Origin of the sequence: Aliirhizobium smilacinae, assembly GCF_006335145.1 — a bacterium.
Classification (GTDB): domain Bacteria; phylum Pseudomonadota; class Alphaproteobacteria; order Rhizobiales; family Rhizobiaceae; genus Neorhizobium; species Neorhizobium smilacinae.
The window spans coordinates 1170120-1191877 of record NZ_VDMN01000001.1; the positions used below are offsets into that span (position 1 = coordinate 1170120).

Consider the following 21758-nt stretch of genomic DNA (forward strand, 5'->3'; position numbering starts at 1 on the left):
CGCTGCCTCATGCTCGCCACGGAAAACCGTCACATCTTCTGTTGCAAGCCAATCGCCAGCAAGGAGAGGTCATGAACCAAACTTCTGGAACAAAACCCCGGATCGAGTGGCTGGACATTGCCAAAGGCGGCTCGATCGTGTGTGTCGCGGTGTTTCATTCGACGCTTTACATGAAGGCGAACGGGTTCGATCCCAAACTCGCCGCAGCCCTGAACGAGCTGCTGACGCCGATCCGGATGCCGATGTTCTTCACGATCTCAGGCATTCTAGGGGCCGGCGTTCTGAAGCGAGAATGGCGTTCGCTATTTGCCAGGCAGATCTGGACATTCGCCTATCTCTTCGCGCTCTGGAGCCTCATCCGGTGGTTTTATTTCCGGAATGTGCAGGACAATGTCATCGTCAAGACCGAAGGCGATACACTGAGCGAACTCGCAACCATGTGGATCATGCCGGAAAGCGGCCTGTGGTTCATATGGGCGCTGGCGATCTTCTTTGTCATCGGGCGTCTTTTCGCTAACGCGCGATTGCTTGCCATCGGCATTTCACTGACGTTGGCGGCCATGACATGGGCCGGGGTAATACAGCCGGGCAATTTCGTGCACCGCAATGTTTTGGTCTATCTGCCGTTCTTTTTGTGCGGGCTCTATTTCGGCAAACCGATCGTCAGCAGGCTTGCGGAGCGGCCGGTCGTGATCGGGATCGCGGCCGCTATCGCCTTCGTGCTGCTGAAATTGGGCCTGATGCCGCTCTTGGGTGGCGGACTGGACTACGCGGCCGCCGCCATTCTTCTGTCCGTGTCCGGGCTGATGCTCGGCTGCACGGTCGCAATCGGCCTCGGCCAGCTGTGGCCGAGATACAATCCGATCGCCTATATCGGGCGCAATACGCTGCCGATCTATGTCACTCATGTGTTGCTGATCTCGGCTCTTTCGGCATTTCTTGCGCGTTCGCTGCCGCATAATGCCGGTTTCGCCCATGCCGGCGTCCTGTTTCTAATCGCCATTTCGCTGAGCGTTCCTCTTATGCTTCGCGCCGGCGCGGACAAGATGCAGGCGTGGTGGATCTATCAGGCACCGAAAATGGCGGTCCAGCCGCAAGCACGGCGGGTGGGCTCATAACCGTTCGGCAAGGAAATCGATAAACGCACGAATGCGTACGGCCAGATGATCGTGGCCGGCGTAAACGGCGTGAATTTCCTCGATGTCCTCGGGATTAAAATCCTCCAGGATCGGAACAAGGCGGCCGGCCTCGATATCCGGCTCGACGTGGAAACGGCCGACCCGGCCGATGCCGAGGCCATCGATGCAGAACTGGCGGATGATCGAGCCGGAGCTGGCCTTCAGACTGCCCGAGACGGGGCGTGCATCGATTTGGCCGGTCTTCGGATCGCGAAACGGCCAGCCCTCCACGGCGCGGCGGAAATTGAAGTTGATGCAATTGTGACCGTCGAGCTCTGCCGGCGTCTTCGGCAGTCCGTGTTCGGCGAGATAGGCCGGCGATGCCATCACCACCTGCCGAGTCTGGCCGAGCTTGCGTGCCATCAGCGACGAGTCGCGCAACGCGCCGTGGCGGATGGCGATATCGACGCGCTCGCGAATGAGATCGACCATATCGTCGGTCAGCGTGATGTCGAGCTGGACATCCGGGAAGAGTTTTTGGAATTCTCGCGTCATCGGCAGGATGTAGCGTTCGCCGAAACCGACCGAGGCATTGACCGATAGCGGGCCGCGCGGCAGCGCCCGCCCGCCGCCGGAGACGATCTCCTCCGTATCGGCAATCTCGGCCAGAATGCGCGAGGCACGCGCCAGATAGGTCTCGCCCTCCGGCGTCAGTTGCAACGTGCGGGTGGAGCGCACGACAAGCCGCGTGCCGAGCCTGTCTTCCAGCCGCGTAACCAGCTTGCTGACCGCCGATGGCGACAGCTGTAACTTCCGCCCGGCCGCCGAAAAGCTCTTCAGCTCGGCAGCGAGGACGAAAACTTCCATTTCTCCGGCTCGGTTGTCCATTTCGCTGTCCTGTTTCAGTTTCTTATCATAACCGGCGTGCCGCAACGCCCCCCGCTGCCCTTCCTGTGACTTGAATTCACAAATGATTATCCACCTATGCCGCTACACAGACAAGTGGCTGGCGACGATATTGCGGCGCATCGAACAACACCTCTCCTCCCAAGGGATCAGGACAAGGATACCCCAATGCCTCTCGCTCTTTACGCGTTGACGGCCGTAGCCTTCGGCATCGGCGTCACGGAATTCGTCATCATGGGTTTGCTGATCGATGTCAGCAAGGATCTTGGCGTCTCGATCTCCGCTGCCGGGCTGCTGATTTCCGGTTATGCGCTCGGAGTCGTCATCGGCGCGCCGATCCTCGGCGCCATTTCCGGCAAGTGGTCGAAGAAGACCCTGCTGATGGCGCTGATGGTGGTGTTCACCGTCGGTAATCTCGCCTGTGCCATTGCGCCCGACTACTGGACGCTGATGGGCGCACGGGTGCTGACCGCATTCGCGCATGCCTCCTTCTTCGGCGTCGGTTCGGTGGTCGCCACCGGTCTCGTTGCGCCGAACAAGAAGGCTTCCGCCATCGCCATCATGTTTACCGGCCTGACCGTCGCCAACATTCTCGGCGTACCTTTCGGAACATGGCTGGGCCAGGCTTATGGCTGGCGCTCGACCTTCTTTGCCGTGACGCTGATCGGTATTGCAGCGCTTGCCGTCATCGCGCTGCTGGTGCCAAAGGACAAGCCGTCGGATGTGCAGGAGGAAAGCTCGCAGGGTATTGCTGCCGTGCTCGGTCGTCGTGCGGTTCTTCTCGGCCTGTTGACAACCGTGCTTTCGTGGGTGGGCGTATTTGCCGGCTTCACCTATATAGCGCCTATTCTGACCGAGATCACCGGCTTTTCCGAAGCTGCGGTTTCGCCGATCCTGCTCGTCTTCGGTGGTGGCCTCGTCGTCGGCAACCTTGCAGGCGGTTGGCTGGCTGACCGGCATCTGATGCCGACGATCATTGGCAGCCTTATTGCTCTCGCCGTCGTTCTGCTCGCCATGACCGCCGCGATCCACCAGCCGGTGCTTGCCGTGATCGCCATCGGGCTTTTCGGGGCCGCAGCCTTCGCCACCGTCGCACCGCTGCAGATGTGGGTGCTGCAAAAGGCCGAAGGTGCGGGCCAGGGACTGGCATCCTCCTTCAACATCGCCGCCTTCAATCTCGGCAATGCGATCGGTGCCTGGCTTGGTGGCGCCGTCATCGACCATGGCCCCGGTCTCGGCGCGGTGACTTTCGTCGCCGGTCTCGTTCCGATCGCAGCCCTTGCCGTGGCGCTTGTCGCCATCCGCCTGGACAAGCCCGCCGTTCAGCTTTCGCCCGCCGAATAACCGTCCAAAAAGGATAATGGTCATGGACTATCGTACACTTGGAAAATCCGGCCTGAAAGTGCCGGTCCTCTCCTTCGGCGCCGGCACTTTCGGCGGGTCAGGCCCGCTGTTCAGCGCCTGGGGCACGACCGATGTCACGGAGGCCCGCCGGCTGGTCGACATCTGCCTCGAAGCGGGCGTCAACCTGTTCGACACGGCCGACGTCTATTCCAGCGGCGCTTCCGAAGAGGTGCTCGGACAGGCGATCAAAGGGCGACGTGACGAGGTGCTGATCTCCACCAAGGCCAGCCTGCCGACGGGAGACGGGCCGAACGACTGGGGTTCGTCGCGCTCGCGCCTGATCGGTGCCATCGAAAAGTCGCTGAAGCGGCTCGGTACCGACCATATCGACATCTTTCAGCTGCATGCCTTCGATGCCTCGACACCGGTGGAGGAAGTGGTCTCGACGCTCGACCGGCTGGTGAGCGACGGCAAGCTGCGTTATATCGGCGTTTCCAATTTCTCCGGCTGGCAGATCATGAAATCGCTGGCGGCGGCGGAAAAGAACGGCTGGACACGGTATGTCGCCAATCAGGTCTATTATTCGCTGATCGGCCGCGATTACGAATGGGACCTGATGCCTTTGGGTGAAGATCAGGGGCTCGGCGCGCTGGTGTGGAGCCCGCTCGGCTGGGGCAGGCTCACCGGCAAGATCAGCCGTTCCAAGCCGATCCCGGCAGGAAGCCGACTGCACGAGACGGCAAGTTTCGGTCCACCGGTGAAGGACGAGTATTTCTACCGGGTCATCGATGCACTGGAAGAGGTTGCCGCGGAAGCGGGAAAGACCGTGCCGCAGGTGGCGATCAACTGGCTGATTTCGCGGCCGACCGTTTCCTCCGTCATCATCGGCGCCCGCAACGAGGAACAGCTGCGGCAAAACCTCGGCTCGGTCGGCTGGTCGCTGACGCAGGAGCAGATTGCTAAGCTGGACGCGGCAAGCGCCGTCACCGCGCCTTATCCGCATTTCCCCTATTACCGGCAGGAAGGGTTTTCCCGCCTCAATCCGCCGCTCGCCGGCTGATCACGATCAAAAGAATAGGTTGCGAGATAACCAAAGTGTCACAAGATCTTGCAGTTGATCCCGCCGCCAAACGGCCCATGTAAAAGAAGTCCAATTCTGCCCGGCATATCCGCTGGGCATTTTCCCCTCAAAAGGAGCATTTCATGTTCGACGTCAGCGCAAACGGCGCAAATATTCCCGCTCTCGGTTTCGGTACGTTCCGCATGCCGGATACCGATGTTCATCGCATCCTGCCGGAAGCCCTGAAGCTCGGTTTCCGCCATGTCGATACGGCGCAGATCTACAAGAACGAACAGGCCGTCGGTGACGTCCTCTCCTCGTCCGGCATCGCCCGCCCCGACATCTTTCTCACCACCAAAGTCTGGGTGGACCGCGTCGACCATGAGGCGTTCATCGCTTCGGTGGATGAAAGCCTTACCAAGCTGAAAACTGATTATGTCGACCTTCTGCTGCTACACTGGCCGCAGAGCGAGATGCCGCTGGCCGACCGGATCGGCGCTTTGAACGAGCTGAAAAAGTCCGGCAAAGTGAAGAATATCGGCGTTTCCAACTTCTCGACCGCTCTGATGGCCGAGGCGGTGAAGCTGTCCGACGCGCCGATCGTCAATAACCAGATCGAGTACCATCCTTATATCGACCAGACGAAGGTGCTCGCCGAAGCGGCGAAAACCGGCATGTCGGTGACTGCCTATTACCTGATGGCCGATGGTGCCGTGCCGAAGGACGAAGTGCTGAAGGATATCGGCGCCAAGCACGGCAAGACCGCCGCACAGGTGGTGCTGCGCTGGGCCGTGCAGCAGAAGGATGTGATCGCACTGTCGAAGACCGCCACCGAAAGCCGGTTGCCGGAAAACTTCGACATTTTCGACTTCGCGCTGTCGGAAGACGAGATGGCAGCCGTCCACAAGCTTGCCCGTCCGGACGGCCGTATCGTCAATCCGGGGCATCTGGCGCCGGAATGGGATAAATAAAACTGCTTTTCTGATCATTGTCGCGGGATGGGTGGAAAACCACCCGTCCCGTTTGGCATTTGGGAAAGAAACCACCCATGCGAGCCGTGATCGGCCATTATTGCGCCTGACTGTTTCGGTCAATCATTGCCTCCCCCGGCCATCGCCATAATTTTCGAGCGGGCTGGAGAAGGAGGAGTTTTCCATGCTTTTCAGGATCTTATTGATATCGGCGGCAGTGATCGCCACGACAACCCTGCCTGCTGCGGCACAAAAGCGGGGTGCCGAACCGGCGCCGAAGGATTGCCCGAAGGCTCTGCCATCAGGCACGGAATGTTTTGCCGGGCAGGACATGCGGGGCGCCTATTACTGGATCGCCAAGCCGAAGAACTGGAACGGCGTGCTGGTCGTGCATGCGCATGGCGGGCCGCGGACGGCTAAGCCGAAGGCCGACGATCCGGTGGAGGATCTGGAGCGTTTTGCCGTGACCGTTCAGGAAGGATATGCCTGGGCCGGCTCCAACTATCGCCGGCAGGGTTACGGCGTGCGCATGGCGGCGGCGGATACCGACAATGTGCGGCGCATTGCCGAACGATTGCTCGGGCAACCGAAGACGGTTCTGCTGCATGGTCAATCCTGGGGTGGCAATGTGGCGGCCAAGACGGCGGAACTTTATGCACTCGACTGGCGCGGCCATAAAAATTACGACGGCGTGGTGCTGACCAGCGGGCTGCTTGCCGGGGGAAGCCGCGGATATGATTTCCGTGCCGATCTGCGCGCCGTCTATCAATATTACTGCAAGAACCATCCGCGTGCCGACGAGGTGCAATACCCGGTCTGGCAGGGCCTGCCCAAAGGGGCGTCGATGAAGCGGGACGAGCTGGAAAAACGTGTCGACGAATGCACCGGACTTTCGCTCGCCAAGGACAAACGCTCACCGGAGCAGGCGAAAAACCTCGCCAATATTCTTGCCGTGACGAAAGTGCCGGAAAAGACGCTTGTTGCGCATCTCGCCTGGGCGACGGGGCTGTTTCAGGACATCGTCTGGAGACGGATGGACGGCAAGAATCCGTTCGACAATTCGCAGGTCCAGTACAAGGGTTCGGATGACGATGCGGCGCTGAACAAGGGCGTCGAACGGTTCAAGGCCGATCCGGGAGCGCGACGAGCAATGGCCTATGATGCAGATCTGACCGGCCAGATTGCCCTGCCGACGATCACGCTGCATGCCAAGGACGACCCAACGGTGTTCGTCAACCACGAGGCGATCTATCGCCAGACGGTGGAACGTGCCGGCAATGGCGACCTGCTGCAGCAGAACTTTTCCGACGAGGCGGAGCATTCGATACTCTCTACACCGCAATATGCGGCGCTTTTTTCCGCCATGCTGAGCTGGATCGACAAGGGGGACAAGCCCACGAAGCAGTCGGTTGCGGCGCTCTGCGAGGAGAAGCGCAAGAGTTATGACGACCCGTGCAAGCTGCTGCCGGATTTCGAGCCGACGGTGGAATAGAAGCGCTCTTCCGGGCGTTTAGAGGATTGCCCCTCTCCCCGCTCGCGGGGAGAGGGGACGTGCCCTACGCAAAGACTGCTGCACCTGGTAAAACGGTGCGGCGTATCCCTTCTCCCCGTCAGAACGGGGAGAAGGTGGCGGCAGCCGGATGAGGGGCGGCCAAGATTAGCCGACGCCATCGTCAATCCTTCGCAAATGTCGTTGCCGTCTGCGAAGTCGTCACCATCGTATTGTAATCAGAAACAATCCATTCGATGTCGTTGGCGCCGGCCTTGCGGGCGTCGCCCTTGGCCTTCAGCAACTGCTCGTCCAGCTCGCGCAGCTTCGACAGAAGCGAGGCGGGGCGCGTTTCGAAGACGTGGAAGGTATCAGGGTGCTCGAGCGAATAATCGTCGAATGCACGAACCGCGACGGCATAAGCGTCGAGCGATCTGTCGAAGGCGGCCATATTAACGACCGGCCGCTCGTTATCCGGCATCAGGTCCATCATCGCCTCGGCGTGGATCATCACGTTGCGGACATGCCAGCGGGATTTTTTACCCTCGACCTTTTCCAGCGCGGCCAGCGAGGCGAGATCGAGTTTCACCTTCTCCGTTCGCAGCGCAAGATCGGCCGCCTTGCGGCGCTCTGCGTAAGTCGGGGCGAGTGCTGCGATATCCTTGTGGAAAGCCCTGCCGCCTTCCATTTTGTCGGACTTGTAGTCCAGCCGCTCGTAATATTTGTTGGCCTTCTCTATGCCCGGCGCGAGCTTCTGGTAGGTGTCGACATAGGCAAGCATGGCGGCATCGAGTTCCGGCATCTTTGGGTCAACGATCGCCGCTTTTTCGACAGACGCGATCTCGTCGCGCACGTCATAAAGCGAATAGAGGCCGTAAATGACCTTTTCCCTGCCCGTCGGCCCCTTCTTCATATCGACCCAGCTTTCATAACGCTGGAGCGATTCGGACAAACGAAGCGATCGGTTGAGGAATTCGACATAGGCATTCATCTTGCCGATCACCTTGTCGGACACGTCCGGTTCCGCCTGAGGCGCTGCAGCAGACTGGGCGAGCGCGGGAGAGCCGGACAGAACCGGTGCAATGGTCGGAACCTGCAGCAAAAGCGAAACCGCGGCGACGGCCAAAGCCCTCGACGTGAAAAGACGCATTCTGATTACCCCCGAAATTCCCAGATTCTTAAATCTGTTTGAAGTTGGGCCCCGGATCAAAAAGGTCAACTGTGAAAAATTGCACTCAATGCTGACGGATGTTGGCGGCGATCGCCGCAGCGAAACCCTGATGCACCAATCTCTATTTGCATCAGCACGCCGGCTCAACTTGGTTTCGTGAGAAATGTTCCGCTCTGCAACAAATTTTAGGCTGCGGCAGGCCGCGATTAAGTTGCGATTAAGCAAGAAGGCCGTAGCGTGCGACCAAGCCTATGAGAGGCCTGCATGACAGCTCAGCCCGCGCCAAAAGCCGGCTGATCGACACGCCTTCATCTGCCCCTCACCCCACCCCACCCCGCCCCGTCCATTTTTTCCGAAGAGACCAGCGCCAACGCGGTCCGTTCTTACGGTGTATGTTATGAGCTTTCTTTCAAACGCGAAAATACGAACCAAGATATTGTCCCTGATCGTGCCGGTCTGTCTGATCGGCGTGGCCGGGATCGGTGTGGCTGCCTACAGCTTTAAGCAGGCGGATGGAGAATACACAGCCTTCATCGCGGAAGACAGCATCGCCGCGACCCAGGTTTCCCGCGCCTCGACCTCGATGAACTCGGTTGCCTACAGCGCCTATCAGCTGACGGTCTACCCGCAGAATTCCGCCTTCCGCGCCGTGGCGATGAAGAACTACGAAAGCGGAAAGAAAGTCATCGGCACGCTGCTCGGCTCCGCAAGGCAGCTTATCCCGGAACAGGCCAGCGATCTGTCGGCGTTCGAAACCCGCGCGCTTGCGATCACCGCGATGACCGACAAGGCCGTATCGCTGACCGAACAGGGCCAGATGCAGGAGGCCCAGGCCGTTCTCGCCCAGGTCGATCCCGACATCGCCAAGATTCGCGACGATTTCAAGGACTGGAATGTCGCCAACACCAAAACGGTTCTGGACAACAGCGCCGCGATCACCGCGCAGATCAATTCGACCCTCATCACTCTGATTACGACACTCGGCGCGCTGTTTGCCGCTGCCATTGCAGCGTCTCTGTTCGTCGCTGGCCGCGGCATTTCAGGCCCGATCGATACGCTGCGCCAGCGCATGGCCTCGCTTGCCGGCGGAGAAACGAAGCAGGAGGTTCCGGGTCTCGGCCGCAAGGACGAAGTGGGCCAGATGGCGGAAGCCGTTGCCGTATTCCGCACCAATGCCATCGAGCGCCTTCAGCTCGAGGAAGAGACACGCGCCAACCGCAGCCTGTCGGAAAAGGAACGTGCTGCCCGCGAAGAGCAGAAGGCGAAGGAAGCCGGCGACGTGAAGTTTGCCGTCGATAACCTGGCGAGCGGTCTTTCGCATCTTGCCGATGGCGATCTCGCCTACCGGATCGGCCAGCCCTTCACCGAAACGCTGGACGGCGTACGCCACAACTTCAACGCTTCGGCGGACAAGCTGCAGACCGCCATGCGCGGCGTGGCGCAGAACGCCCGCGGCATCGATGCCGGCGCCAACGAGATCAAGTCGGCTGCCGACGATCTGGCCAAGCGCACCGAACAGCAGGCCGCAGCACTGGAAGAAACAGCCGCAGCGCTCGAACAGATCACCACCACGGTGAAGGATGCCGCCAAGCGCGCATCGGAAGCCGGCACGCTTGTCGCTCGTACCCGCCAGGGAGCCGAAAAGTCCGGCGAGGTCGTGCAGAGCGCGGTCCAGGCGATGGAAGAGATCGAAAAGTCTTCCGGCGAGATCGGCAACATCATCGGTGTGATTGACGATATCGCCTTCCAGACAAACCTTCTGGCACTCAATGCCGGCGTCGAGGCAGCGCGTGCCGGTGAAGCCGGCAAGGGTTTTGCCGTCGTCGCACAGGAAGTACGCGAACTGGCGCAGCGCTCGGCAAATGCCGCCAAGGAGATCAAGGCACTGATCACCACTTCCAATGAGCAGGTGCGTAACGGCGTGGAACTGGTCGGCGAGACCGGCAAGGCGCTGAAGACGATCGTCGGCGAGGTGCAGGAGATCAACCGCAACGTCGCAGCGATCGTCGAATCCTCGCAGGAACAGTCGTCTGGTCTCCAGCAGATCAATACGGCCGTCAACCAGATGGACCAGGATACGCAGAAGAACGCGGCAATGGTGGAAGAATCCACTGCAGCCAGCCACAGCCTTGCCCGCGAAGTCGCTTCGCTGAATGCGCTGCTGGCCCAGTTCAAGCTGGCCGACGGCCATGCGCCGGCTGCGGTTCGCCCTGCCGCAAGGACGGATGCGCCGGCCGCATCGCCGGCACGGTCACTCGCCCGCAAGGTGGCGGGTGCATTCTCCGGCAACACTGCCGTGGCGCAGAACTGGGAAGAGTTCTGAGTCGATCCAAGGCCAATTAAACTGAAAAGGGCGGAGCAGCGATGCTTCACCCTTTTCTTTTATTCGTTAGAACAAAGGCTTACAGCCAGCCCTTGCGCTTGAAATAGAGGTAGGGCACGGCCATCGAGAAGATCATCAGGCCGATGGCCGAGTGATACCCGTATTGCCATTGCAGTTCCGGCATCGCGGCAAAGTTCATTCCGTAGACCGAAGCGACCAGCGTCGGCGGCAGGAACATGACCGAGGCGACGGAAAAGATCTTGATGATCTGGTTCTGCTCCAGATTGATCAGGCCGAGCGTCGCATCGAGCAGAAAGTTGATCTTGTTCGACATGAAAGCCGAGTGGTCACCCAGAGAGGTTGCGTCCCGCTGCAGCAGTTTCAGCCGCTGGCGGACTTCCTTCGAGAGCTTGCGGTCGACACCGTCCAGCGCCGCATAATAGGCAACGACGCGGGAGACGCTCACGAGGCTTTCGCGCACGACGGTGATGAACTCGCCCTTCTGGCCGATGGCACGGATCAGTTCCTGCAGGTCGCGCTGTTTCTTGTTGGCCTTCGAGGCCTTGGCTTCGAACACGTCGCGCGAGATCTGGTCGATATCGGCACCCAGCCGTTCCAGCGTATCGGCCATACGGTCGATGATCGCCTCGATCAGGCCGCTCATGATCAGTTCGCCGGAGGCCGAATGCGTGCCCAAACCGTTGGCCTTACGGGCACGGGCCATGAAGGCATCGAAGGGACGCGGTTCGGCGTGACGGACTGTGACGAGGATCGATCCCTTGATGATGAAGGTGACAGGAACCTTGAGAGGCGTACCTGCATCCGGCCGCGTCAGCACCGTCATGGTCATGAACTCGGCGCCATCCTCCTGGTAAAGCCGGGAAGAGAGCTCGATGTCTTCCATCTCGTCCATGGTGGGTACTGCGATGCCGAGGCACTGACCAACCTCGCGCTCCTCTTCCGCGGTCGGGCTGATCAGATCATACCAGATGACGGAAGGGGTACGGTCTGCGGACTGGATTTCGGTCTGCGCAACTGCATGTTCACCTTCGGACTTTTCGTCGAAGGTTGCGGGCACAAGGCGGTCAAGGTCATAGGCGTGGATGCGCAGCATGACGGCTCCTTTTCGGACCATCTGGTCCTCGGAGCGCATCACCGAGAGAACGGATCAGAGCCCCGAAGCGGCAGGTCTGTGTAATGACGTCGAACTTCGACTGTCGGGGTTCATCTCGATTTGTCCTTTGAAAGAGCGACGCCCGGACGGGCAGCCGCTTCGAGCGTCACATGGGCTTAGTCGCATCGAAAGTCAATGGGGATGATAAGCGTTGAAAACGTTGAAACACGCAGGTTTTCTGGCGTTACAATCAATGCTTGTAAATTAGATTAATCTAATATATATTCACCTCATCGCCATTTCCCAGATCACCCGGCGATGGTTCGAAGCGAAGTCTTCGGCCGGGCATACCCCTGCCCTTATAGACGTGGCATTTCCCCCGATTGGCCACGTGACTAAAAAAGCCGCCGGGCACAGGAACCGGCGGTTTTTTTTGTTTGATCCGGTCGTTCAGACGAACTGCGAAAGACCCGGCACCGAGGCGATCACTGTATCGACGACTTCATCACCGGCATATTCGCGGGCAACGGCCATGGTTTCCTTGGCCAGAGCCGTGATCTCGCCCATGCCCAGGCCTTGCGCCATCAACTGCTGGCCGAGCGCCATGACGCCGCCACCGCCGAAGCTTGCCATCAGCCCGCCGAGCAGACCGCCGCCACCGGAGCCTTCGCCATTGAACTGGGCAACCAGTTCCGGCGCGCCGGGGATCGCTTCGATCATCCGCGCAACTGCCCCGTCATCCGCCTCGCGCTGCAGGAAACCGAGCATCATTCCGATCGCCTTTTCGGCGACATCGGGCGCAAGGCCGACGCTATCGGCGACGCGGGAAACCAGTTCGTTCATCAGGAAAGCCTCCTCAAAATTTGACGTTGACGTCAAAGTAATACACATTCAACCGGCACAAGGCCAGCGTTGGGAACATTGTTATTCGCGGGCGGACGGGAACAAAGCAAGCCGATAATCTCGATTGCCGGTCAATCGCTCGGCTTGCCCACCGTATCGGCCATATAGGCGCCGCGCTCGCCCATCGGGCGTGGCCTGCCGGTGGTCGAATCGCGGGCCGTCTGGTGCTCCAGCTCGGCATTGATCTCGGCACCGACGATAACGATGATGGCGGATATCCACGTCCAGACCATGAAACCGATCAGTGCGCCGAGCGTGCCATAGGTGGCGTTGTAGTTGGCCACATTCGACAGATAGAACGAAACGCCCAGCGAGGCGGCGAACCAGAGAAGCGTCGAGAAAACAGCGCCCCAGGTAAGCCAGCGAACCTTTGCCGGCTCGCGGCTGGGACCAAACCGATAGAGCGCCATGATGCCGATGCCGACGAAAACCATCATGATCGGCCAGCGGGCGAAACGAATGATCAGTTCGGCCCAGCGGTCCAGCCAGAGATAGTTGAGCACTGCCGGCACCACGCCCATCGAAAACAGGATGACGATAGCGATGATGAAGGCGCCAAGGGTGAAAGCCAGCGAGACTAAGTTCAAGCCGAGAATGCTGCGTTTTTCCTCTTCCCCGTAAGCAACGTTCATCGCATCGAACAGCGCCTTGATGCCGTTGTTGGCACTCCACAGGGCAAGCGCTATACCGCCGATCAGGCCGGCGGACAGGGTGGCACCTCGTTCTGCCGACAGTGCCCGCACCTGATTGAGAAAGATGTCGAGCGCATCGACCGGCATGATGGAACCAAGCGAGGCGATCCGATCGGCGATCGCCGCGGGGTCGGCCAGCAGACCGTAAAGAGACACGAGCACGCTTGCGGCCGGAAACAGGGCGAGAAGCAGATAATAGGTGACACCTGCCGCAATCAGCGTCACCCGGTCTTCGGTGACGGCAGCAAATACACGCCAGAAAACATCCTTCAGTCCGCGAACAGGAATTTCGGCCGGCGTATCGGCCTCTCGTCCCCGTGCTTCCCCGCTCCGGTCGGCCTCATTTTCCGGCACCGTGCCGCTGATCGTCATATGGCCCTCGCTTTCCTATGCTCTCATCCAGCCAAGACTTCGGGAAACCGTTGCCGCCCGGAAAAGCCCGCCTTATAAGTATTTGAGAACAAACGCCGCGAGGGAGCGCATAGTTGCATGACGGACGAGACGGGTAAGCTCTTCATCGGTGGCAGCCGCAAGCCGGACGACACGCTGAACAAGGCCGAATATCTGGACCTGAAATTCGGCAATCGCCACGGTCTGGTGACCGGGGCTACCGGCACCGGCAAGACAGTGACGCTGCAGGTGCTGGCGGAAGGCTTTTCCAAGGCCGGCGTGCCGGTTTTCGCCGCCGACATCAAAGGCGATCTTTCCGGCGTTGCCGCCAAGGGCGAAGCCAAGGATTTCCTTCTGAAACGCGCCGAGCAGATCGGTTTCCAGGATTATGAGTTCGACCAGTTTCCGGTGATCTTCTGGGACATCTACGGCGAAAAAGGCCACCGGGTGCGCACCACGATCGCCGAGATGGGACCGCTTCTGCTGGCCCGTCTGATGAATGCGTCGGAACCGCAGGAAGGCGTGTTGAACATCGCCTTCAAGCTGGCCGACAAGGGTGGCCTGCCGCTTCTGGACCTGAAGGACCTGACATCGCTGCTCAACTACATGGCGGAGAATGCGAGCGAGCTTTCCAAGGAATTCGGCCTGATCTCCAAGGCATCCGTCGGCTCGATCCAGCGCGCGCTTCTGGTGCTGGAACAGCAGGGTGCTGAACATTTCTTCGGCGAACCGGCGCTGAAGATTTCCGACATCATGCGGGTGAACCCGAATAACGGTTACGGCCAGATCTCGATTCTGGCCGCCGACAAGCTGATGATGAACCCGCGGCTTTACGCGACTTTTCTTCTGTGGCTGCTGTCTGAACTGTTCGAGGAACTGCCGGAAGTGGGCGATCCGGACAAGCCGAAGCTCGTCTTCTTTTTCGACGAGGCGCATCTTTTGTTCGACGAAGCGCCGAAAATCCTGATCGACCGGGTGGAACAGGTGGTGCGCCTGATCCGCTCGAAGGGCGTCGGTGTCTATTTCGTCACCCAGAACCCGCTCGACGTACCGGAAACGGTGCTGGCGCAGCTCGGCAACCGAGTGCAGCACGCGCTTCGCGCCTATACTCCGCGCGAGCAGAAGGCGGTGAAGACGGCGGCCGACACGTTCCGCCCCAATCCGGATTTCGACTGCGCCACCGCGATTACCCAGCTTGGCACCGGCGAAGCGCTGGTCTCGACGCTGGAGACCAAGGGCGCACCGTCGATGGTGGAACGAACCCTCATTCGCCCGCCATCCGGCCGTATCGGACCGCTGACCGATGCCGAACGGCAGGGGATCATGGATCGCAGCCCGGTTCTCGGGCTTTATGACGAGGATATCGATCGCGAGAGCGCCTTCGAGATTCTTGGCCGCCGCGCCAAGCAGGCTGCCGATGCCGCCGCCGCGAAAAATGCACATGACGAACTCGACCCTGCCCCGCCTGCCGGTTCCGGCGAGACGACCGGCTGGACCCTGCCGGGCTTCGGCGGCGGGAACGACGATCAGGATCAGCGCGGCCGCAAGACGGTCGGCCGCTCGGGCTACCAGCGCGAAACGATGGTGGAAGCGGCGATGAAAAGCGTGACCCGCACCGTCGCGACGCAACTCGGCCGGGCGCTGGTGCGGGGGATCTTGGGGAGCTTGAAGCGTTAGGGCTCACGCCACACGGTAATTGATCGGGCGGGGAAAATCCCCCTCTGGCCTGCCGGCCATCTCCCCCACAATGGGGGAGAAAACTCGCAGCATCCGTCTGCCTCAATTGGGGTTCGACGGATCGGCCAGGTTAAGCCCTCCCCCTTGTGGGGAGGGTTGGGAGGGGCCTTTTGTTTTTCAATTGAACAATCTACCTCTTCGGCGCAACCAGGCAGAAAAATGCTCCCTGCGGATCGGTGGCCTGAACGATCCAGCTGCCGCCCGGCACTTCCTGCGGGCCGAAGACGACCGTGCCGCCATTGGCTGTTACCCGCTCGATCGCCGCATCGATCGCCTCGACGTTAAAGTAATAGCTCCAGCAGGGCATCGGCACCGTTTCGGGCCTCGTCATCATGCCGCCGATCGCCTTCCCGCCATGGGCGAAGATACGGTACGGCCCCATCGCGCCCATGTCGAAATCATGGTCCTTGGTCCAGCCGAAAACGTCTGAATAGAAATCGAAAGCCTCCTCGCAATCGCCAGCGTAAAGTTCGCGCCAGCCGACATTGCCGGGGTCTTCGGGCCCAAGTTCGGGCGGCGGGTTTTCCGGTGGGATCGGCGTCATGATGCAGAGGACCGCGCCGTGTGGATCGGCGACCACGGCAAAGCGGCCGATGCCCGGGATATCATCCGGCTGACGCTGCACGCGACCGCCGAGAGCGACATATTCTCTCGCCGTCTGATCGACATCATCGACCGCGACATAACCGGTCCAATTCGGCGGCAGCTTTCCTTCCAGTTCGGGCGGGAAATCCATCATGCCGCCGATGCCCGGGCAGTTTTCGCTCTCGCCCATTTCGAACAGGTAATAGGAGGGCATGGCATCTCCTCCCCCCGGCATCTGCATCTCGTTGACCTTCCAGCCGATCACGGCGGAATAGAATTCGCCGGCAGCGTTGGTGTCGGATGTCATCAACTCGCACCAGATGAATTTTCCATGGGTGTCGGATCTGGTTTGTGGATCGGTCTGCAGCATTGTGTTCTCCTCCAATCGATTGCGCCGATGGCCGATCAGCCCTTGCGGCGATAATGGGCTTCCATGAACTGTTTCCAGCTGCCGTCAGGCTGTCTGGCGCTGGAATTGAAGATGCGGTGATCGTCGGTGAGGAAGATGATCTGCTCGCGGTAGTCGGCCATGCCCTCGCCGCTCATCGAAGGGCCGATCGTATAAAGATTGAGCGTTTTTCCGTCCGGCTCGACGTCGCCTTCATAGACCCAGAGATTGTCCATCATCGAGCCAAGCCAGGTGCCGACATATTTTCCCTTGGCCGCATCGAAACCGAGGGTGAGCATGGTGGTTGCCGGCCCTCCTCCCTCGCCTCCGTCCCCCTTGGGCATATCTCCGGTGCCTTCTGCAATGAACCAGATGCCGTGAAGCGAGCGGACGGTCTCGACCCAAGGCGTCTCACCGCTCATCTCCGAGGTGACGTCCCAGGTGCCGACCAGTTTTTGCAGAAATCCATGCTCGGGGCGCGGTTTTGCCATGACCATCGTCATCGTGTCTTCCTCCCTGCTTTTCCGGTTTAAACTGCCTCAATGGCAGCAGGATGACCCCTTCTCTTTCGGTGCAGCCTCATATTCGTCATGACGCTTCAGAAAGCTCATGGTCGAGGTTTCGTTGCGGCCGAAAGGCGCTCGGTCAAGCAGCATCAACGTGCCGCAGACTTCTTCGCCACCGCGGGCATAGGTCGAATAGGTGTGAAAGATCTCGCCCGCCTCGTTGCGATAAAAAGAGGACATGCCGTGTTCCTCATCGGCGACCTCGTTGGTCGACACCTTGCGGTAATTGTATTCGACGGCGCCGGATGCCCGCTCCTCATCCGAGAAGGAGACGTTGTAATCGTAATTGAAATCATCGCCGAAGGACGAGATCCATGGGAAATTCCAGCCCATGCGCTTGCGATAGGCTTCGATCTTTTCGAGCGGCGCACGCGAGACGGCCACCCAGGTGACGTCGTGATTGTTGAGATGCGGCAGCGCGCCTTCGATATGATCGCAGAAAAAGGAACAGCCGATACAGCCCTCGTCCCAATCCGGACCAAGCATGAAGTGATAGACGAGCAACTGGCTACGCCCATCGAAAAGCTCTGCCAGCGTCTTCCTGCCGGCAGGCGTATCGAAAGCGTAATCCTTTTCCACCTTCACCCAGGGAAGCCTCTGACGCGCCGCGCGAACCTTGTCGCGCAACCGGGTTTCTTCCTTCTCCAATTCCAGAAGCTTCAGGCGCGCATCGCGCCATTCATTCCTGTCTACGACCGGGTTGTCGGGAGTGCTCTTTGCGGATGCAGTGATATCCATGTCTCGGACCTCCTCTTCCTTGACAGATAACGTTGATATCAACATGATTATCCGATGCTGTCAAATCTCGAATCAATTCCATTTTCCACGACGCTGCATGTGCGGGACACCTGCCTGTGTCTGCATGTGCAGCGGGCCGCACGAGCACTCGCACGGCGTTTCGACGTGGCGATGAAGCCGATCGGGCTGAATAACGGGCAGTTTTCGCTGATGATGTCGCTCAACCGTCCGGTCCCGGCAACGATGAAATCCGTCTGCGATCTGCTGGCCATGGACCGCACGACACTGACTGCAGCGCTCAAGGTTCTGGAGCGGCGCGGGCTGGTGAAGACCGAAACAGACCCGAAGGATCGGCGCGGGCGGCTTCTGACGCTGACAGACGCCGGCATGGCGATGCTTTCCGCCGCATTGCCGATCTGGACGCGGGTGCATGCGGAGATCGAGGTGGAATTGGGGGATGGCGGGTCGGATGTGGTGCGGCAGTCGCTGGCGGGGATCAAGTAAACCTGAACGCAAAAACGCCCGGCGTCTCACCGGGCGTTTTTAATCAGGACTGTTGCAATCCGTCAGGCCGCGTCAGCCTTGTCAAAATCCGTCGAGATCGAGATCGCCCTTACCCGCTCCAGAAGCGCCGTGTCGGAGGCGATCTTGGCTTCGATGGCGGCGACCGTATCGCTGCCCAGCGGCAGGCGGACCGGCGGGTTTTGCATGTCGACGAAATCGATCAGTACGGCGGCCAGCTTGTCCGGATTGCCCGGCTGGTTGCGGCTGATGTGTTTTGCCTTTTGACGCACCACGCCGGCTGTCTGCGCATAATCGGCGATCTCGAGCGGGCTGATGCTGAGCGAATTGCGTTCGAGGAAATCCGTGCGGAAGTAACCGGGCTCGATTGCGGTGGCAAAGATGCCGAGCGGGGCAAGTTCGTCAGCCAGAGCCTCCGTCAGGCCTTCGACGGCGAATTTTGCCGAGCAATAGACGCCGAAGCCGGCCGAACTACGATAACCGCCGATCGACGAGAAGTTGAGGATATGGCCGGAGCGCTGGCGGCGCATATGCGGCAGCACGGCGCGGGTGACTGAAAGAAGCCCGAAGACGTTGGTGCGGTAGATCGCCTCGACCTCCTGGGCGGTCGCCTCCTCGATCGCGCCGAGCAGACCGAAACCGGCATTATTGACCAGAACGTCGATGGTGCCGAAACGGGCAATGGCAGCCTTGGCCGCGTCATGTGCCTGGGTTTCGTCGTTCACATCGAGTGCCACGGCAAGAAGGTTAGGAAGGTCGCCGAAACGCTCCGTGACGGTCTTCGGGTTGCGGGCGGTGGCGACGACGTTATCACCTTTCGCCAGTGCCTTTTCGGTGATCAGGGCGCCAAAGCCGCGGGATGCACCAGTGATGAACCATGTACGCATTTTGAAATCTCCTCTTTTCGTGCCGTTCCGTTGATCGGCGGCTGGGGAGATTTCTACGCCAATGGGGCTGGTGAGATAATCGACTGGATTCTCCTCAAGCTGATGAGTAGAATTCAGCAATGGCAATACTGTCACCCACCGATCTGTCGCCGTTTCTAGCGCTCGCCCGGCACAAGAGTTTTCGGCGCGCCGCCGACGAGTTGGGCTGCACACCTTCAGCGCTCAGTCATTCGCTGAAGGCGCTGGAGGAGCGGCTCGATGTCAGGCTGTTCAACCGCACGACGCGCAGCGTGGCGCTGACGGAGGCCGGAGAGCGGTTACTTGCCCGTGTGGCACCCGCCTTCCGCGACATCGAGGATGCGCTGGACGACCTCAATAATTTTCGCGGCACGCCGGTCGGGCGGCTGCGGATCAATGCTTCGCGGCCTTCGGCGCGAATGGTGCTTTTGCCGCTTGTCGCGCGGTTTCTTGAGGCCTATCCGCGGGTCGGCATCGAGATCGTCATCAACAACGAACTCGTCGATATGGTCTCGGAAGGGTTCGATGCCGGCGTGCGTTTCGGCGAGATCATCGCACAGGACATGATCGCAGTATCGATCGGGCCGCGGCAGCGCACGGCGATCGTTGCAACACCTAACTTCTTCGAAAAACATCCGAGGCCGTCCCGGCCGGAACAGTTGAAATCGCTGCCCTGTATCGGTTTCCGCTTCGGCACCGGGCGGCTTTATGCCTGGGAATTCGAGCGTGGGGGGGTCGAGCTTTCCGTCGAAGTGGATGGCGCTCTGGTGCTCGACGACCAGGACATGATGGTGGATGCGGCACTGGCCGGCGCCGGAATAGCCTTCACTTTCGAGGATCAGGTCAAGGATCTCGTCGAGGCCGGAAAGCTGACGCGGGTGCTGGAAGACTGGTGCCCTTATTATTCCGGTTTTTATCTCTATTACCCGAGCCGGCGGCAGATGCCGGCAGCGCTGCGCGCCTTCGTCGATTTCGTCAGAGCGGACGGAGCCGGGCGATAATCCCGATACGCGGAAAACGGGAATCCTATCACAGATAGAAATTGAACTTGATTAGAACACAATTTTAGATTACATAAACTAAATCGGCATTGCTGATGAGCGCTGAAAACCTTCTACGCTCGCAAATGCCGCCGCTGCTTTTAACCTTTGACCATGGATGTACCGGCACTGGTGGACAAAGCGGCGATGAGAGAGGTCGGAGCAATATAGCCCCGGCCTTTTTTCGTCTCTCGGCTACCCCGAAAGAAATCCATGAACAAAAAAGATCCGCAGCAGCTGCTCAAGCGAGCAGTGCGGCAGCTTGCCAATACGAGTGGCGGCGGCCATCTCGGCGGCACCAACCACGGCCAGGGTTACGACGCCAAGACCACCTCGGGCGCCAAGACGCCCCGGCGCCAGCCCAGCAAGGCTTAAATTGCATCCTACCCCACGCCCCGCACACTCTGCGGGGCGTTTCTTTTTGAACCGGATAATTGCGGGCTTCCCTTTTTTGTTGGGAACGATCCTGTCCTTCAGACAATTGGCATAAAACAGGAGCGAACGCATGGACAAGAAAATGGTGGAAGCAACGGTCAAGGTCGAGGGCGAGCGCGTTCCGATCGGACTGATGAATGTTGGCCAGGCACTCGATCTGGCATCAGAGAGCGGTATGAAGTTCAGCCATCCCGATGGCGTTGCCGGCGAGACCGATCAGCTGCTGACGCGCCGCGAGCTGGCGTCTCTCGTCGCAAACGATTGACGGTCGCTTTGCCCTGCCAGGTGAAACAAATCTGACGGGCGATCGGCTTCATGGTATGATCGGCAACGCCCCGTGCGTCATGCAGGAAGCACAGTGGATCTGTCGCATTTTGGAGTCTGCGTATCGAATTTTCCGATAACCGATTTCGGTCCTCGGCCCGATATGCTGGTCGTGGAGATGTTCTCTCGGCTGAACCGCTAGGAGCATGCCGTGAATTCCATCATACCCGTCGGTTTTTCCATTGAATGGAGTTATCCGGTCATAGTCAGGGACCGTGAGATAAAGGACCGTTCGATCGCCGGGCCGAGGGCTGCGCTGAAATACCTTCACGAGGATTTCGCCATTCAATCCGGCCGGACCTACTGGCAGGCGATCGAGGCGTGCAACGACGCGTTGCGGTATCGCGGGGATATCGATCTGGCGCGCAATTCGTTTATTGCCGCCTATGCGGAATGCATGACCAAGCTCAGCATGCATTGATCCGACTGACATCTTCCCCAATGCCACTCATAACTTGATGGTCGCCACGATCAGCGGATCGGCGGCAAAACCCGTACTCGCACGCAGTCGTTTGAACTCAGACGAGCGCGCGGCGGGTATCCAGATAGGCAAGGACATCCGTCAGACCTGACACAGTGAGGATCTTGTCGGCGGGAATGGCGGCCAGGGCAGTGTTGTGGTTCTTGAGCCAGGCGCGTGCGACCCGCTCGTTGCCGCCGGTGATGGCGTCGAGCGCGCGGAAAAGACGAAGCAGCAGCAGCGCCAGTTCGAAGGGTTTCGTCCCTTTTTCGAGCAGATGATCCAGCCGTTTCATGCGCGACACCGACTCTTCTGAAACACCGACGATATCGGCCAGCGTGCGCGTGCTGAGACCAAGACGGTCAGCGGCCACCACGGTTGCTTTGGTTACCACCTGAGCTTCCGATATGACCAGATCAGGTTTTTTCGAAACGTGAGCCATCATCACCGCCTTTCCCAGGCAACAGGATAATCGATATCGGTCCAAAGACAAGAATTGGGGGAACGACACGCCGGGAAGGCGCGATGGTTTTTGCATGAAAGAGAGGTTATCGTTGTTCATCTCACTGCCAAAGGC

22 protein-coding genes are annotated in these 21758 nt (G+C 59.7%); 12 read left to right on the forward strand and 10 right to left on the reverse strand.

What is annotated here, in order from left to right; translation table 11 throughout:
• Positions 1-71 precede the first annotated feature (71 nt).
• Entirely contained in the window at positions 72-1118 is a 1047-nt protein-coding gene (locus tag FHP24_RS05785; RefSeq protein WP_139674117.1) for an acyltransferase family protein, read from the forward strand.
• On the opposite strand, the gene FHP24_RS05790 is transcribed toward FHP24_RS05785, so the two are convergent.
• A complete protein-coding gene (locus FHP24_RS05790; RefSeq protein ID WP_139674120.1) occupies positions 1113-2006 on the reverse strand; it encodes a LysR family transcriptional regulator in 894 nt (297 codons plus the stop codon). The two genes, FHP24_RS05785 and FHP24_RS05790, sit on opposite strands and share 6 nt — an antisense overlap.
• Positions 2007-2192: 186 nt before the next feature.
• Between FHP24_RS05790 and FHP24_RS05795 the strand changes: the two genes are divergently transcribed.
• From FHP24_RS05795 to FHP24_RS05810, 4 genes are all read left to right on the forward strand, one after another.
• Positions 2193-3368 carry an MFS transporter gene (locus FHP24_RS05795; RefSeq protein ID WP_139674123.1) on the forward strand — a complete coding sequence of 392 codons (1176 nt, stop codon included), beginning with the start codon at positions 2193-2195 and terminating at the stop codon, positions 3366-3368.
• 22 nt (positions 3369-3390) lie between these two features.
• A complete protein-coding gene (locus FHP24_RS05800) occupies positions 3391-4428 on the forward strand; it encodes an aldo/keto reductase (RefSeq protein ID WP_139674128.1) in 1038 nt (345 codons plus the stop codon).
• Between the two features lie 143 nt (positions 4429-4571).
• On the forward strand, positions 4572-5399 hold the full coding sequence (locus tag FHP24_RS05805; protein ID WP_139674131.1) for an aldo/keto reductase: 828 nt from the start codon (positions 4572-4574) through the stop codon (positions 5397-5399).
• A 184-nt stretch (positions 5400-5583) separates the two neighbouring features.
• A complete protein-coding gene (locus tag FHP24_RS05810) occupies positions 5584-6891 on the forward strand; it encodes an alpha/beta hydrolase family protein (RefSeq protein WP_139674134.1) in 1308 nt (435 codons plus the stop codon).
• A 181-nt stretch (positions 6892-7072) separates the two neighbouring features.
• Here FHP24_RS05810 and FHP24_RS05815 read toward each other — a convergent pair whose 3' ends face one another.
• The gene (locus FHP24_RS05815) at positions 7073-8038 is read right to left on the reverse strand and encodes a YiiG family protein (RefSeq protein ID WP_139674137.1); all 966 of its coding nucleotides are present in this window, start codon (positions 8036-8038) and stop codon (positions 7073-7075) included.
• 418 nt (positions 8039-8456) lie between these two features.
• Here FHP24_RS05815 and FHP24_RS05820 point away from each other — a divergent pair, with 418 nt between their 5' ends.
• On the forward strand, positions 8457-10382 hold the full coding sequence (locus FHP24_RS05820; RefSeq protein WP_139674139.1) for a HAMP domain-containing methyl-accepting chemotaxis protein: 1926 nt from the start codon (positions 8457-8459) through the stop codon (positions 10380-10382).
• A gap of 79 nt (positions 10383-10461) precedes the next feature.
• Here FHP24_RS05820 and corA read toward each other — a convergent pair whose 3' ends face one another.
• The 3 genes from corA to FHP24_RS05835 form a co-directional block, all read right to left on the reverse strand.
• Positions 10462-11496: a magnesium/cobalt transporter CorA gene (corA, locus tag FHP24_RS05825; protein WP_139674141.1), complete on the reverse strand. Its 1035-nt coding sequence runs from the start codon at positions 11494-11496 to the stop codon at positions 10462-10464.
• A 450-nt stretch (positions 11497-11946) separates the two neighbouring features.
• Complete coding sequence (locus FHP24_RS05830; RefSeq protein ID WP_139674143.1) at positions 11947-12339, reverse strand: hypothetical protein; 393 nt, start codon at positions 12337-12339, stop codon at positions 11947-11949.
• A gap of 131 nt (positions 12340-12470) precedes the next feature.
• The gene (locus tag FHP24_RS05835; protein WP_139674145.1) at positions 12471-13463 is read right to left on the reverse strand and encodes a YihY/virulence factor BrkB family protein; all 993 of its coding nucleotides are present in this window, start codon (positions 13461-13463) and stop codon (positions 12471-12473) included.
• A 117-nt stretch (positions 13464-13580) separates the two neighbouring features.
• Here FHP24_RS05835 and FHP24_RS05840 point away from each other — a divergent pair, with 117 nt between their 5' ends.
• Positions 13581-15158 carry a helicase HerA-like C-terminal domain-containing protein gene (locus tag FHP24_RS05840; protein WP_139674147.1) on the forward strand — a complete coding sequence of 526 codons (1578 nt, stop codon included), beginning with the start codon at positions 13581-13583 and terminating at the stop codon, positions 15156-15158.
• 190 nt (positions 15159-15348) lie between these two features.
• On the opposite strand, the gene FHP24_RS05845 is transcribed toward FHP24_RS05840, so the two are convergent.
• From FHP24_RS05845 to FHP24_RS05855, 3 genes are read right to left on the reverse strand one after another with little or no spacing between them, the layout of a single operon-like run.
• Positions 15349-16173, reverse strand: a complete 825-nt coding sequence (locus FHP24_RS05845; RefSeq protein ID WP_139674149.1) for a VOC family protein — start codon at positions 16171-16173, stop codon at positions 15349-15351.
• 35 nt (positions 16174-16208) lie between these two features.
• On the reverse strand, positions 16209-16688 hold the full coding sequence (locus FHP24_RS05850; RefSeq protein WP_139676152.1) for a DUF1579 domain-containing protein: 480 nt from the start codon (positions 16686-16688) through the stop codon (positions 16209-16211).
• Between the two features lie 42 nt (positions 16689-16730).
• Positions 16731-17495 carry a DUF899 domain-containing protein gene (locus tag FHP24_RS05855; protein WP_139674151.1) on the reverse strand — a complete coding sequence of 255 codons (765 nt, stop codon included), beginning with the start codon at positions 17493-17495 and terminating at the stop codon, positions 16731-16733.
• A gap of 57 nt (positions 17496-17552) precedes the next feature.
• Here FHP24_RS05855 and FHP24_RS05860 point away from each other — a divergent pair, with 57 nt between their 5' ends.
• Positions 17553-17999: a MarR family winged helix-turn-helix transcriptional regulator gene (locus tag FHP24_RS05860; protein WP_139676153.1), complete on the forward strand. Its 447-nt coding sequence runs from the start codon at positions 17553-17555 to the stop codon at positions 17997-17999.
• Between the two features lie 62 nt (positions 18000-18061).
• Here the strand turns inward: FHP24_RS05860 and FHP24_RS05865 are convergent, their stop codons facing one another.
• Positions 18062-18904, reverse strand: a complete 843-nt coding sequence (locus FHP24_RS05865; protein ID WP_139674155.1) for an SDR family NAD(P)-dependent oxidoreductase — start codon at positions 18902-18904, stop codon at positions 18062-18064.
• Positions 18905-19023: 119 nt separating this feature from the next.
• Here FHP24_RS05865 and FHP24_RS05870 point away from each other — a divergent pair, with 119 nt between their 5' ends.
• The 4 genes from FHP24_RS05870 to FHP24_RS05880 all read left to right on the forward strand — a co-directional run bounded on the left by FHP24_RS05870 (position 19024) and on the right by FHP24_RS05880 (position 21142).
• A complete protein-coding gene (locus FHP24_RS05870; protein WP_139674157.1) occupies positions 19024-19923 on the forward strand; it encodes a LysR family transcriptional regulator in 900 nt (299 codons plus the stop codon).
• Between the two features lie 252 nt (positions 19924-20175).
• Entirely contained in the window at positions 20176-20337 is a 162-nt protein-coding gene (locus FHP24_RS28665; RefSeq protein WP_180355907.1) for a hypothetical protein, read from the forward strand.
• 130 nt (positions 20338-20467) lie between these two features.
• Positions 20468-20662 (forward strand): hypothetical protein, encoded by a 195-nt coding sequence (locus tag FHP24_RS05875; RefSeq protein WP_139674160.1) that lies wholly within the window; start codon positions 20468-20470, stop codon positions 20660-20662.
• A gap of 210 nt (positions 20663-20872) precedes the next feature.
• On the forward strand, positions 20873-21142 hold the full coding sequence (locus FHP24_RS05880) for a DUF982 domain-containing protein (RefSeq protein ID WP_139674162.1): 270 nt from the start codon (positions 20873-20875) through the stop codon (positions 21140-21142).
• Positions 21143-21239: 97 nt separating this feature from the next.
• Here FHP24_RS05880 and FHP24_RS05885 read toward each other — a convergent pair whose 3' ends face one another.
• Positions 21240-21623, reverse strand: a complete 384-nt coding sequence (locus tag FHP24_RS05885; protein WP_246091673.1) for an MbcA/ParS/Xre antitoxin family protein — start codon at positions 21621-21623, stop codon at positions 21240-21242.
• Between the last annotated feature and the right edge of the window lie 135 nt (positions 21624-21758).